This is a genomic window from Duganella sp. CF517, from assembly GCF_900110275.1.
Classification (GTDB): domain Bacteria; phylum Pseudomonadota; class Gammaproteobacteria; order Burkholderiales; family Burkholderiaceae_D; genus Rugamonas.
The window spans coordinates 291,747-304,431 of sequence record NZ_FODC01000005.1; the positions used below are offsets into that span (position 1 = coordinate 291,747).

Genomic DNA, 12,685 nt, shown 5'->3' on the forward strand with positions numbered 1-12,685 from the left:
CACGTCACTGTGGCGGATTTACCGGCAGCTCCAACGTCACGCAGGTCCCCTTGCCAGGTTCCGCCTCGACCCCGATCGTGCCCCGCAACACGCCGGTCACGATGTTGTAGACGATATTCATCCCGAGCCCCGAGCCGCCCTGTCCCAGCTTGGTGGTGAAGAACGGATCGAAGACCTTGTGCAGCGTGGCGGAGGTCATGCCGACGCCATCGTCGCGAAATTCCAGGATCACCGTATCGGCGCCGCCGCGCCGCGCCCTGATGCTGATGGCGCCGCAATCGCGCCCGTCGAAACCGTGCAGCAGCGCGTTGCCGATCAAGTTGCTCAGCACCTGGCTCAAACTGCCGGGATAGGAGTCGAACTCCAGATCGCCCGGCACGTCGACGGCGACCTCGCACACGCGCCGCCGCAGCTGCGTCGCGTACGTCGCCAATGTGTCGCGCACCACGTCCTCCAGGGCGAACGTGCGCCGCTGGCCGCTGGCCTGGTCCACCGCCACCTGCTTGAACGACGTGATCAGATCGGCGGCGCGCGTCAGCGACGTGTTCATGATGTCGCACGCCTTGCGGGCCTCGCCCAGGTGCGCCTCCAGCGCCGAGCGTTTCAGGCCGCCGTCGGTCGCCAGGCGCCGCTCGAATTCGCGCACCATGTCGCTCAGCGCGCTGGCCGTCAGCAGGCTGTTGCCGATCGGCGTATTCAGCTCGTGGGCGACGCCGGCCACCAGCGCGCCGAGCGCCGCCATTTTCTCCGACGTCACCAGATTGGTCTGCGCCTGCTTGAGCGTCTGCACCACCGACGCCAGATCGCTGCGCGCCTGCTCGACGTTGCTCTTTTGCCGCTCGAGCTCCGCCAGGCTGCGCTCCATCTGATGCTTGGTGTCGGTCAGACGCCGCCCCGACACCAGCAACGCGGCGATCAAGGCGCTGATGATGAATCCCGCCACGCCGATCAGCAGCACCGGCAGCGACGAACTGCCGTAGCGCGAGCCCTCGTGGCCGTGAAAGCGCAGCAGCCAGCGGCGGTGCCCGACCGGCAGCACCTTGAGCGACATCAGCTCCAGCGGCAGCAACCGGGCCGGCGCGATGGCGTCGGCCTTGCCGTCGCTGTCGTACAACAGCTTGTCGCCCGACGGCGGCAGGGCCGCGCCGCCGTAGCCGCTGTCCTCGATCCGCACATGCAAATGCTCGAGCAAGGGGGCGTCGATCACCTCGCGCATCAGCGTGTTGACGCGGAAGACGATGGCGACGAATCCCACCAGCGCCCCGGCGCGCTGCTCGGCCGTGTGCAGCGGCAGTCCGTTGCGGAAGACCGGCGCGCGCGCCACGAAACCGGGTTCGCCGCTGTTGTCCTGCACCAGCGTGATGCGCTCGGTGGCGACGATGTCGCCGCTGTCGCGCGCCAGCTCCAGCGACTTCAAATGCGGCGGCAGCGCCGCCAGATCGAGGCCGAAGGCGTTCTCGTTGCCCTTCAGCGGTTCGGTGTACTCGATGACGTAGTGGAGCGGCCGGCGGCTGGCCGGATGGATGTGGAACTCCGGATAACCGCGCGGATCGACGCTGGTGTCGCGCCGCACCGACTCGGTGAACGCGGCCAGCCGCTCCTCCGGCACCACCCGCACGAACTGGATCGCCTGGAAGCCGGGATAGCGCCGGTCCAGCTTGAGCTCGCGGATGAAGCGGTTGAAACCGGCCCGGTCGACGCCGTCGCCCAGCGCGTACATGCCCTTGATACTGAGCAGCATGTCGAAATAGGTTTGCAAGCGCACCTCGGTGTCGCGCGTGACCTTGTCGGCGTCGCGCTGGAAATTGGCCCGCACCTGGGCGCGCTGCTCGGTGGCCACGACATAGCAGGTACCGACTGTCACGCAAATGCCGATGGCGAAAGCCAGTAAGCCGCGCGCGCGCATGTGGCCCCTGGATCAGGTGGCGACAAACGGCAGGGAGTCGCCGCCTTCGTCGCCGGGGCTGTCGCTATAGCGCTCGGCGATGGCCATGAATTCCTCCTCGGCCGTGAGCATCGCGTCGACCACGTCGGGATCGAAATGCTCGCCGCTGGCCTGGCGTATCATCTCCATCGCCGTCTCGTGCGTGAAGGCGGGCTTGTAGACCCGCTTGGAGATGAGCGCGTCGTAGACGTCGGCCACCGCCATCAGCCGCGCCGACATCGGTATCGCCTCGCCGGCCAGGCCTTCCGGATAGCCGGAGCCGTCGTAGCGCTCCTGGTGCGAATAGGTGATCTCGCGCGCGTAGCGCAGGAAGGTGTTGGTGTAGCCTAGGTGGTTCTCGACGTTGACGATGGCGTCGCGCCCGTACACCGTGTGCATTTTCATGACGGAGAATTCGGCCTCGGTCAGGCGGTCCGGCTTGAGCAGGATGGCGTCGGGGATCGACACCTTGCCGATGTCGTGCAGCGGCGCGGCCTTGTACAGCGATTTGATGTTGGCGTCGCTCAGTTCCTCGGAAAAGCGCTTGTGGCCCTGCAGCTGGCGCGCCAGCGCGACCACGTAGTGCTGCACGCGGCGCAGGTGGTTGGGGGTCTCGTATTCGCGCGTCTCGGCCAGCGACGCCAGCGCCCAGATCATCGCGTCGAGCATCTGGCCCAGCTCCAGCGTGACTTCCTCGACCACGTGTTCGAGCAGGTTGCGCTGCTGCTTGAGCAGCTCGCGCGAGTGGCGCAGCTGCAGGTGGGTGTCGACGCGCGCGCGCAACACATCGCCGATGACCGGCTTGGCGACGACGTCGGCGCCGCCCTCCATCAGGGCGCGCTCCTCGTCGCGCTCGTCGCGCGTTTGCAGGAAGATCACCGGAATGTCGGCGGTGTCGGGGTTCGATTTGAGCTGCTGGCAGACGGCGTAGCCGTCGATGTCGGGCAGCGCCGTGTCCAGCACGACCAGATGCGGTCGCGGCACCTGCTGCATCACCGACAGCGCTGCCCGGCCGCTGTTGGCCAGCCGGATTTCGTACTGTTTCTGCAACAGTCGATTCATCTCGATCAGATTGTCCGAAGCCTCGTCAACGATGAGTACGATGGCTTTTTTGACGTTCATGTACCGCTACTCCCACGGATTAGTCCTATACAACCGCTGTCGCCTGCTGGTCCGCGCAGCGTCTCAACCCAATCATAACTGAGTGGGGCCGAATAACTAGCCTAATCTGCGCCCAGGATTTTTTTACGCGCCATCGCTTGCAATTGTATAGCGCACTACCCATAATGGAGGCATGAATACGAAAAAACACCCCGACGACACCACGGCGGCCGCCGTACCGCAGCTGGACGGGCAGCTGTGCTTTGCGCTCTATTCGACCTCGCTGGCGATGAGTAAGATCTATCGCAAGCTGTTGCGCGGCCTGGGCCTGACCTACTCGCAGTACCTCGTCATGATGGTGCTGTGGGAGAAAAACGAGCTGACCGTCTCCGAAGTGGGCGAACGGCTGTTCCTCGACTCGGCCACCCTGACGCCGCTGCTCAAGCGCATGGAGCAGGCCGAATTGCTGACCCGCACCCGCGCCGCCAGCGACGAGCGCCAGGTGATCATCACCCTCACGCCGCAGGGCGACGCGCTGCGCCACGAGGCGGCCAAGCTGCCGCCGGCCATCCTGCAGGCGACCAAGTGCACGTTGGACGAGGTGGTCGGCATGAAGCAGCAGCTCGACGGCCTGCGCGCCGGCCTGATGGCCTCGGCCAACTGAGCGCGATGACGACCTCCGCCCCGACCACCTCCGCTCCAATTTTCACCCCGCCCGGCGACGTGGTGGCGGCGCTGCGCGGCGCCGGCTACGCCTTGCTGGCGCCGGACGACGTGGCCGCGCTGGCCGGCGTGCCGCTGGCCGAACTGAACGCGCTGATCCCCGGCTGGGACGCGCTGGCGCTGGATAACTATCTGAAGGACGGCGGGCGCTATCGGCGCCGCCGCCACTCGTGCTTCGTGCAGGAAGGCGCCCGATTGACGCAGACGGCGCACCGCGCCCACTGGCAACCGCTCGAGTACAACGCCCTGCACGGCGGCATGCACCGCCTGTTCGAGCCGATGCTGCCGGAAACGGTGGCGCAGCCGGCCTGGAACGCGCTGGTGGCGGCGATCGGCCAGGTCTGCGCCGCCGCGCGCGGCGACGCCCACGCCGGCCAGCCGTGGTACGTGGAGGCGCACCAGTTCCGCATCGACACCACCGACGGCATCGGCCGTCCGACGCCGGAAGGCGCGCACCGCGACGGCGTCGACTTCGTCGCCGTGATCCTGATCGCGCGCGCCGGCATCAAGGGCGGCGAGACTCGCATCTTTGAAGCCGCCGGCCCGAACGGCAAACGCTTCACGATGACCGCGCCGTGGACCATGCTGCTGCTCGACGACGCCACCGTGATCCATGAATCGACGCCGATCCAGCCGCTGTCCGGGCATGGCCACCGCGATACGCTGGTGCTGACCTGGCGCGCGGGTGGTTTCCAGGGACAGGAAAATCCCCTGCTTCAGGGCTAAATCCGATATAGTCACATCAGCTAAATACCGCACCAGGAGGGTCGTCTGTGGACGCCAGCTACGAGATACAGCCCGACGAAATCGAAATTCTGATCGTCGAAGACAGCCCTACCCAGGCCGAAAGACTGCGCCGCCTGATCCAGTCGATGCGCTACAAGGCGCGCGTGGCCGGCAACGGCCGGCTGGCGCTGGAGGCGATCCGCGAGCGCAAACCGCACCTGGTGCTGTCCGACATCGTGATGCCGGAAATGGACGGCTACACCTTGTGCCGCGCCATCAAGACCGATCCGGAACTGCGCGACATCCCGGTGATCCTGGTGACATCGCTGATGGACCCGAAGGACATCATCCGCGGCATCGAATGCGGTTCCGATAACTTCATCCGCAAGCCGTACGCGGAGGATTATCTGCTCAACCGCATCGGCCACATGCTGATGAACCAGAAGCTGCGCAAGAACCAGAACATGGAGGTCGGCATCGCCCTCTACCTGGGCGATCAAAAGCACTTCATCAACGCCGAACGCCAGCAAATCCTCGACCTGCTGATCTCCACCTACGAACAGGCGGTGCAGGTCAACAGCGAGCTGCAGGCGCGCGAGCGCCAGGTGATCGAACTGAATATGCGGCTGGCCCACCACGCCGGCGAGCTGGAAACCATCAACCGCGAGATCGCGCTGAAAAACCTGGAGCTGGCCGAGGCCAGCCGCATGAAGTCGGCCTTCATCGCCAACATGTCGCACGAGCTGCGCACGCCGCTCAACGCCATCATCGGCTTCACCGGCGCGCTGTTGATGAAGCTCCCCGGCCCGTTGACGGCGGAACAGGACAAGCAGCTCAACACCATCCGCACCAGCGCGCGCCACCTGCTCTCGCTGATCAACGACATCCTCGACGTGGCCAAGATCGAAGCCGGCAAGGTGACCCTGGAACTGGAGACGGTACAGTGCCAGGAGCTGGTCACCGACGTCGTCGACACGCTGCGGCCGCTGGCGCTGCAAAAAGGGCTGGCGCTGGAAATCGACCTGGCGCCGGGCGCCGTGGTGCTGGAGACCGACCGCCGCGCGCTGACGCAAATCCTGCTCAACCTTGGCAATAACGCCATCAAGTTCACCGAAACAGGCACCGTGCGCGTGACCCTGGCGCTGCGGCCGGCCGAAGGCCAGAACGTCATCGAGTTCTCGGTGGCCGACAGCGGCGCCGGCATCCGCGAGGAAGACCAGGGCAAATTGTTCCAGGCGTTCTCGCAGCTCGACTCGACCTCGACCCGCCACGCCGAAGGCGCCGGACTGGGACTGTACCTGTGCCAGAACCTGGCCAACCTGATCGGCGGCTCGTTGTTCTTCAAAAGCGATTTCGGCCGTGGCAGCACGTTCACCCTGGCGCTGCCGCGTCGTGCCTAGCATGACACGGATGAGCTGTGCACTGTGGCAACATAACTACAGTATTTCTACCGTATTGCACCGCAACATAAATCAGGATATATTGGAACTGTCTCCTCCAACCGTTCGCTGAACATTGGAATTGAGCCCGCCACCTCACCGTAGCGGGCTTTTTTTTGCCCTTTTTTCGGTGTTTACGGCAGAGTCGTCGGGGACCTGGCTCTGCTGCAGTGCGATAGTTCATCACTAAATTAAACAATCGATTTAGTTATATCATTTGTTTGAGTTATGTGGTGTAATCGCGCCATGAACGCTAAAGCCACCTCCCCCACCACCACGGCCCCCAGCCAGCCAGCGGACGACGTCCGCAAGCCACGCTCCGATGGCGAACAGTCGCGCGAGCGCCTGCTTGTCTCGGCGATGCGGCTGTTCGGCCAGCAGGGATTTTCCAAAACCTCGACGCGCGAGATCGCCCAAGCGGCCGGCACCAACGTCGCCGCCATCAGCTACTACTTCGGCGACAAGGCGGGCCTGTACCAGTCCTGCTTCAGTTTCATGTGCGCCGAGGCGGGAGGAAACGTCGCGGCGTTCGACCAGCCGCACTTCACCTTGCGCGAATCCCTGGAAGGCTATTACGGCCAGATGATGGCCCCCCTTCTAAAGGAGAACACGGAGGCGGATGTGATGTTGCGCCTGTTCTTCCGCGAGATGCTCGAGCCCACCGGGCTGTGGGCGATGGAGGTGGAAAACAACATCAAACCGGAACACCTGGCGCTGGTTGGGGTGCTGTGCCGCCATCTGGGCCTGGACGAGGCGACCGACGACGTCCACCGGCTGGCTTTTTCAATTCCCGCCCTCTGCATACAATTATTGATCTCCCAGGACGTCATCAATGCCATCACGCCGCATATGTTGTCCACGCCGGAGGCGATAACCGAGTGGGGCGACCGGCTGGTCGACTATGCGGAAGCGCTGTTCAATGCCGAAAAACTTAGACTCCAAAGGAAAGCATGAAGATTATCGTACGCGCGACGACGGCATTGGCCGTCGCCACGGCGCTCAGCGCCTGCGCCCTGACGCCACCGGCGCCTCACGTCGACGCCCGGGCGCCAGTGCAGTGGCAGGCGCCGCTGCCATCGCAATTGCCCCACAACGGCAACCAGGCCGACCTGGCCAACTGGTGGCGCCATCAGGCCGACGCCCTGCTGGTGCGGCTGATCGAGTCGGCGCAGGCGGTCAGCCCGACGGTGGCATCGGCCGCCTCGCGCATCGCGCAGTCGCGCGCCGACCGCGTGGCCGCCGGCGCCGCGCTGGTGCCGGCGCTCGACGGCACGGGCAGCATCAGCCGCGCCAACCAGCAATCGACCTTGCCGATGGGGACCACCTCGCAGGCGGCCTTGCAAACATCCTGGGAGATCGACGTGTTCGGCGCCAACCGCGCCACGCGCGACGCCGCGCAAGCGCGCCTCGACAGCGCGCAAGCCGGTTGGCATGACGCCCGCGTCTCCGTCGCCGCCGAAGTGGCGAACCAGTACTACGCGCTGCGCGCCTGCGAGCAGTTGCTGGCCGTCGCCAAGCAGGACGCCGCCTCGCGCGCCGACACCGCGCGCCTGACGGAGCTGAGCGCGACCGCCGGCTTCGAATCGCCCGCCAATCTGGCGCTGGCGCGCGCCAGCGCCGCCGAGGGCAACAACCGCTACCTGACCCAGCGCGCCACCTGCGACGTCAACGTCAAGGTGCTGGTGGCGCTGACGGCGCTGCCGGAAGCGGAACTGCGCCAGCAATTGGTGAACGGCGTGGCGGCCGCCGAAGCGGTTGCGCCGGCCATGGCCATCGCCGCGCTGCCGGCCAACACCTTGAACCAGCGCCCGGACGTGTTCACCGCCGAACGCGAAGTGACCGCCGCCAGCGCCGAAGTGGGCAACGCCCAGGCGCAGCGCTATCCGCGCCTGACCCTTTCCGGCTCGGTCGGCATCGCCAACTTCCGCTCCGGCGGCGAGAACACCAAGACCGACACCTGGACCATCGGCCCGCTGTCGGTGTCAGTGCCGATCTTCGACGCCGGCCGGCGCCGCGCCAATGTCGACGCGGCCGGCGCGCGCTACGACTACGCCGTCGCCAACTACCGCTCCACGGTGCGCCAGGCCGTCAGCGAACTGGAACAGGCCCTGGTCAACCTGGACGGCACCGCCGCCCGCGCCACCGACGCCCAGACCGCGCTGGACGGCTACCGCGCCAATTTCACCGCCGTCGAAGAGCGCTACAAGAACGGCTTGGCGAGCCTGTTCGAACTGGAGGACGCGCGCCGCACCCGCCTGGCCGCCGAGCAAACCGTCATCAACCTGCAGCGCGAACGCAGCGCCGCCTGGGTGTCGCTGTACCGCGCCGCCGGCGGCGGCTGGAGCGCGCCGGCCGACGGCGCCCCCGCGGTCGCCACCGCCAGCGCCAACGGCGCCAACGTCCAATAAAAACAACCTGACCGTCCAATTATGAAAACTCTGAAAACCAATCTGAAACCGCTTGCCATCGCCGTGCTGGCAGTCTTCGTCGTCGCCGGCATCGGTATGGCCGTGTACTCGCCGGCCACCCAGGCCGCCGATGAAAAGAAAGCCACCGCGCCCAAGGCCGCGCTGACCGTCACCACCACCCGGCCGTCGACCGCCAGCGCGCCGATCAAGCTGGCCGCCAACGGCAACGTCGCCGCCTGGCAGGAGGCCAGCGTCAGCAGCGAATCGAACGGCTTGCGCCTGACCGAGGTGCGCGTCAACGTCGGCGACGTCGTCAAGGCCGGCGACGTGCTGGCCGTGTTCTCGGCCGAGACCATCAACGCCGACATCGCCCAGTCGAAAGCGGCGCTGCAGGAGGCCGAGGCCAACGCCGCCGACGCCGTGGCCAACGCCGCCCGCGCGCGCACCTTGCAAAATTCCGGCGCCCTGAGCGCGCAGCAAATCAGCCAGTACAACACCACCGAGCAAACCGCCAACGCCCGCATCGCCTCGGCCAAGGCGGCGCTGGCGAACCAGCAGCTGCGCCTCAAATACACCAAAGTGGTGGCGCCGGACGGCGGCATCATCTCCGCCAGGACCGCCAACGCCACCGTCGGCTCGGTGTCGGCGCCCGGCACGGAACTGTTCCGCATGATCCGCCAGGGCCGCCTGGAATGGCGCGCCGAGGTGGTCGCCAACGACCTGCGCAGCCTCAAGCCGGGCACGCCGGCCGTCGTCAAGGCGGCCAACGGCAGCGAAGTGACCGGCAAGGTGCGCATGATCGCGCCGACCGTCGACCTGCAAACCCGCTCGGCGCTGGTGTATGTCGACCTGCCGCCGAACGCCGGCGCCGGCGAGGCGCCGTTCAAGGCCGGCATGTTCGCCAGCGGCCAGTTCGAGCTGGGTAAATCGGACGCGCTGACCGTGCCGCAGCAATCGATCGTGGTGCGCGACGGCTTCAGTTTCGTGTTCCGCCTGAACACCGACAGCAAGGTCAGTCAGATCAAGGTGCAGCCGGGCCGCCGCCTGGGCGACCGCATCGAGGTCAAGGGCGGCCTGACGGCCGACATGCAGGTGGTGCTGCGCGGCGCCGGCTTCCTCAACGACGGCGACCTGGTACACGTCGTCGCCGAGGGCGCGCCCGCGCGCGCCGCCGCCCCGGCATCGGCCGCGGCCAAATAAGGACACGCCATGAATTTTTCCTCCTTATCGATCAAGAACCCGATCCCGGCGATCATGCTGTTCGTCCTGCTGACGCTGGCGGGGCTGATGGCCTACAAGGCCAATCCGGTGCAGGACTTCCCGGACATCGAACTGCCGATCGTCACCGTCACCGCGACCCTGGACGGCAGCGCGCCGGCCCAGCTGGAGACCGAGGTGGCGCGCAAGATCGAGGATTCGGTCGCCACTTTGCAGGGTGTGAAGAACATCTACACCACGGTGCTCGACGGCGTCTCGACCACCACCATCGAATTCGTGCTGGAGAAGCAGATCTCGGACGCCGTCAACGACGTGCGCGACGCGGTCGCCCGCATCAAGGCCGACATGCCGGCCGAACTGCGCGACCCGACCGTGACCAAGGCCTCCACCGCCGGCCGCGTGGTGCTGACCTTCACCGCCGCCGCCGCGCAGGTGCCCGGCGAAAAAATGGACCAGCAGGAGCTGAGCTGGTTCGTCGACAACGTCGTCGCCAAGCGCCTGCTGGCGGTGCCCGGCATCGGCTCGGTCAAGCGCGTGGGCGGCGTGTACCGCGAAATCCGCGTGGAGCTCGACGAGGCCCGCATGGCGGCGCTGCGCGTATCGGCGCTGGACGTGTCGCGGCAACTGCGGTTGGTGCAGAAGGAAGCGCCGGGCGGACGCGGTGACGTCAGCGGCGCCGAGCAATCGGTACGCACCATCGGAACCGTCAAAAGCGCGGCCGAACTGGCGGCCATGGACCTGCCGTTGCCGGACGGGCGCCGCGTGCGGCTCGACCAGGTGGCCACCATCACCGACACCGTCTCCGAGCCGCGCGCCATCGCGCTGCAGGACGGCAAGCAGGTGATCGGCTTCGAAATCTTCCGCAACAAGGGCGCCAGCGAACTGGCCGTGGCCAAGGGTGCGCGCGAAGCGGTCAAGGAACTGGAGGCGAACAATCCGAAAGTGGTGCTGAAGCAGGTCATCGACAACGCCCATCCGGTCGAGGAAAACTTCGACGGCTCGATGGAACTGCTGTACGAAGGCGCGCTGCTGGCGGTGCTGGTGGTGTGGTGGTTCCTGCGCGACTGGCGCGCCACCCTGGTGGCCGCCGCCGCGCTGCCGCTGTCGGTGATGCCGGCCTTCCTGGGCATCTACCTGTTCGGCTACACGCTCAACACCGTCACCTTGCTGTCGCTGGCGCTGGTGGTCGGCGTGCTGGTCGACGACGCCATCGTCGAAATCGAAAACATCGCGCGCCACCTGCGCATGGGTAAAACCCCGATGGAGGCGGCGATGGAAGCGGCCGACGAAATCGGCATGGCGGTCATCGCCACGACCTTCGCGCTGGTGGCGGTGTTCCTGCCGACCGCCTTCATGAGCGGCATCCCCGGCCTGTTCTTCAAGCAGTTCGGCTGGACCGCGGTGATCGCGGTGCTGGCGTCGCTGGTGGTGGCGCGCTTGCTGACGCCGATGATGGCGGCCTACCTGCTCAAGCCGATCGCGCATGGCGAGGAAAAAGACAGCTGGCTGATGGTCCGCTACCTGCGCGTGATGCGCTGGTGCCTGAAGCATCGCGGCATCACGGCGCTGGCCGCCGCCGCGTTCTTCGTCGCCTCGATCTCGCTGGTGGGCATGCTGCCGACCGGCTTCGTGCCGGCCGCCGACCGCGCGCAAACCCAGATCAACCTGGAGCTGCCGCCGGGATCCACGCTGGCCGAGACCAGCGTCATCGCCGAACGGGCGCGCCAGGCCGCGATGGGCGTACCCGGGGTCAAATCCGTGTTCAGCTCCATCGGCGGCGGGTCCAGCGGCGACGCCTTTGCGCCCGGCGCGGCGGCCGAGGCGCGCAGCGCCGTGCTGACCATCACCACCGTGCACCGCACGGACCGCAAGGAATCGATGGCCGACATCGACGACCATATCCGCAGCCGTCTCGACGCCATCCCTGGCGCGCGCTTCAAGGTCGGCCCGCCGGACAACGGCGTCAAGCTGCAACTGGTGCTGCGCAGCGACGACCCGGTCGTACTGCAAGCGACGGCGCAAAAGGTGGAACGCGAAATGCGCACGCTGCAAGGCGTCGGCAACGTGCGATCGAGCGCCTCGCTGGTGCGTCCGGAGATCATCGTCACGCCGGACTTCGCCAAGGCCGCCGATCTGGGCGTGACCGCCAACGCCATCGGCCAGACGGTGCGCGTGGCCACCGCCGGCGACTACGACACCGACCTGACCAAGATGAATCTGCCGGAGCGCCAGGTGCCGATCCGTGTCAAGCTGCCCGATTCGGTGCGCGCCGACCTCGATGCCATCGGCCGCCTGACGGTGCCGGGCAAAAACGGTCCGGTGCTGCTGGCGACCGTGGCCACCATCACGATGGAAAGCGGCCCGGCGCAAATCAATCGCCTCAACCGCAGCCGCAACGTCACGTTCGAAGTGGAACTGGGCCGCCGCGCGCTGGGCGAGGTCGACGCGGAAGCGCGCGCGCTGCCGTCGCTGAAAAACCTGCCGCCGTCGGTCAAGATCGCGGAACTGGGCGACACCCAGGAAATGGCCTCGCTGTTCGCCAGCTTCGGCCTGGCGATGCTGATCGGCGTGTTGTGCATCTACTGCGTGCTGGTGCTGCTGTTCAAGGACTTCATGCAGCCGGTGACGATTCTGGCGGCGCTGCCGCTGTCGATCGGCGGCGCCTTCGTGGCGCTGCTGATCACCCGCAGCGCCTTGTCGATGCCGTCGATGATCGGCTTGATCATGCTGATGGGGATCGTTACAAAAAACTCAATCTTGTTGGTCGATTATGCTATTCTGGCGCGCCAGGAAGGCATGAACCGCTTCGACGCGCTGGTCGACGCCTGCCACAAGCGTAGCCGGCCGATTTTGATGACCACCATCGCCATGGGCGCCGGCATGATGCCGCTGGCGCTGGGCTGGGGCGCCGACCCCAGCTTCCGATCGCCGATGGCGATCACGGTGATCGGCGGGCTGATTACGTCGACGCTGTTAAGCCTCCTGGTGGTGCCGGCCGTCTTCACCTACATCGACGACTTTGAACATCTGCTCGGACGCCTGATGCGCAAACTGCGCCGCCATCCGGCGCCGGCGGACGACCAGGACCAACCGATGCGCAAGGTCGCCGGCGGACATTAATCGGGCATTCGACAACGCAACAAGCA

General features: G+C 66.4%; 9 protein-coding genes. 7 read left to right on the forward strand and 2 right to left on the reverse strand.

Translation table 11 applies throughout. The annotated features are described in order from the left end of the window. Positions 1–4: 4 nt before the first annotated feature. Positions 5–1,864, reverse strand: a complete 1,860-nt coding sequence (locus BMX85_RS20625; protein ID WP_229210591.1) for a CHASE domain-containing protein — start codon at positions 1,862–1,864, stop codon at positions 5–7. A gap of 54 nt (positions 1,865–1,918) precedes the next feature. Next, complete coding sequence (locus BMX85_RS20630) at positions 1,919–3,046, reverse strand: HD-GYP domain-containing protein (RefSeq protein ID WP_090323079.1); 1,128 nt, start codon at positions 3,044–3,046, stop codon at positions 1,919–1,921. A gap of 172 nt (positions 3,047–3,218) precedes the next feature. Here BMX85_RS20630 and BMX85_RS20635 point away from each other — a divergent pair, with 172 nt between their 5' ends. The 7 genes from BMX85_RS20635 (at position 3,219) to BMX85_RS20665 (ending at position 12,659) form a co-directional block, all read left to right on the forward strand. Beyond that, on the forward strand, positions 3,219–3,689 hold the full coding sequence (locus BMX85_RS20635) for a MarR family winged helix-turn-helix transcriptional regulator (protein WP_090323082.1): 471 nt from the start codon (positions 3,219–3,221) through the stop codon (positions 3,687–3,689). Positions 3,690–3,694: 5 nt separating this feature from the next. Continuing rightward, entirely contained in the window at positions 3,695–4,474 is a 780-nt protein-coding gene (locus BMX85_RS20640; protein ID WP_090323085.1) for a 2OG-Fe dioxygenase family protein, read from the forward strand. Between the two features lie 47 nt (positions 4,475–4,521). Next, entirely contained in the window at positions 4,522–5,874 is a 1,353-nt protein-coding gene (locus BMX85_RS20645) for a hybrid sensor histidine kinase/response regulator (protein WP_090323088.1), read from the forward strand. Between the two features lie 285 nt (positions 5,875–6,159). Next, entirely contained in the window at positions 6,160–6,867 is a 708-nt protein-coding gene (locus BMX85_RS20650; RefSeq protein ID WP_090323091.1) for a CerR family C-terminal domain-containing protein, read from the forward strand. Next, a complete protein-coding gene (locus BMX85_RS20655) occupies positions 6,864–8,321 on the forward strand; it encodes an efflux transporter outer membrane subunit (RefSeq protein WP_090323093.1) in 1,458 nt (485 codons plus the stop codon). Before BMX85_RS20650 ends, BMX85_RS20655 begins: the two co-directional genes overlap by 4 nt. Before the next feature lie 21 nt (positions 8,322–8,342). Then, positions 8,343–9,521 carry an efflux RND transporter periplasmic adaptor subunit gene (locus BMX85_RS20660; RefSeq protein WP_090323095.1) on the forward strand — a complete coding sequence of 393 codons (1,179 nt, stop codon included), beginning with the start codon at positions 8,343–8,345 and terminating at the stop codon, positions 9,519–9,521. A 9-nt stretch (positions 9,522–9,530) separates the two neighbouring features. After that, entirely contained in the window at positions 9,531–12,659 is a 3,129-nt protein-coding gene (locus tag BMX85_RS20665; RefSeq protein WP_090323098.1) for an efflux RND transporter permease subunit, read from the forward strand. The last annotated feature ends 26 nt before the right edge of the window (positions 12,660–12,685 follow it).

What these genes read in the sequence shown, in the direction of transcription:
- BMX85_RS20660 (WP_090323095.1), top strand. Translation starts at nt 8,343, where the DNA reads ATGAAAACTCTGAAAACCAATCTGAAACCGCTTGCCATCGCCGTGCTG.
- BMX85_RS20665 (WP_090323098.1), top strand. Translation starts at nt 9,531, where the DNA reads ATGAATTTTTCCTCCTTATCGATCAAGAACCCGATCCCGGCGATCATG.
- BMX85_RS20630 (WP_090323079.1), bottom strand. Translation starts at nt 3,046, where the DNA reads ATGAACGTCAAAAAAGCCATCGTACTCATCGTTGACGAGGCTTCGGAC.
- BMX85_RS20655 (WP_090323093.1), top strand. Translation starts at nt 6,864, where the DNA reads ATGAAGATTATCGTACGCGCGACGACGGCATTGGCCGTCGCCACGGCG.
- BMX85_RS20635 (WP_090323082.1), top strand. Translation starts at nt 3,219, where the DNA reads ATGAATACGAAAAAACACCCCGACGACACCACGGCGGCCGCCGTACCG.
- BMX85_RS20650 (WP_090323091.1), top strand. Translation starts at nt 6,160, where the DNA reads ATGAACGCTAAAGCCACCTCCCCCACCACCACGGCCCCCAGCCAGCCA.
- BMX85_RS20640 (WP_090323085.1), top strand. Translation starts at nt 3,695, where the DNA reads ATGACGACCTCCGCCCCGACCACCTCCGCTCCAATTTTCACCCCGCCC.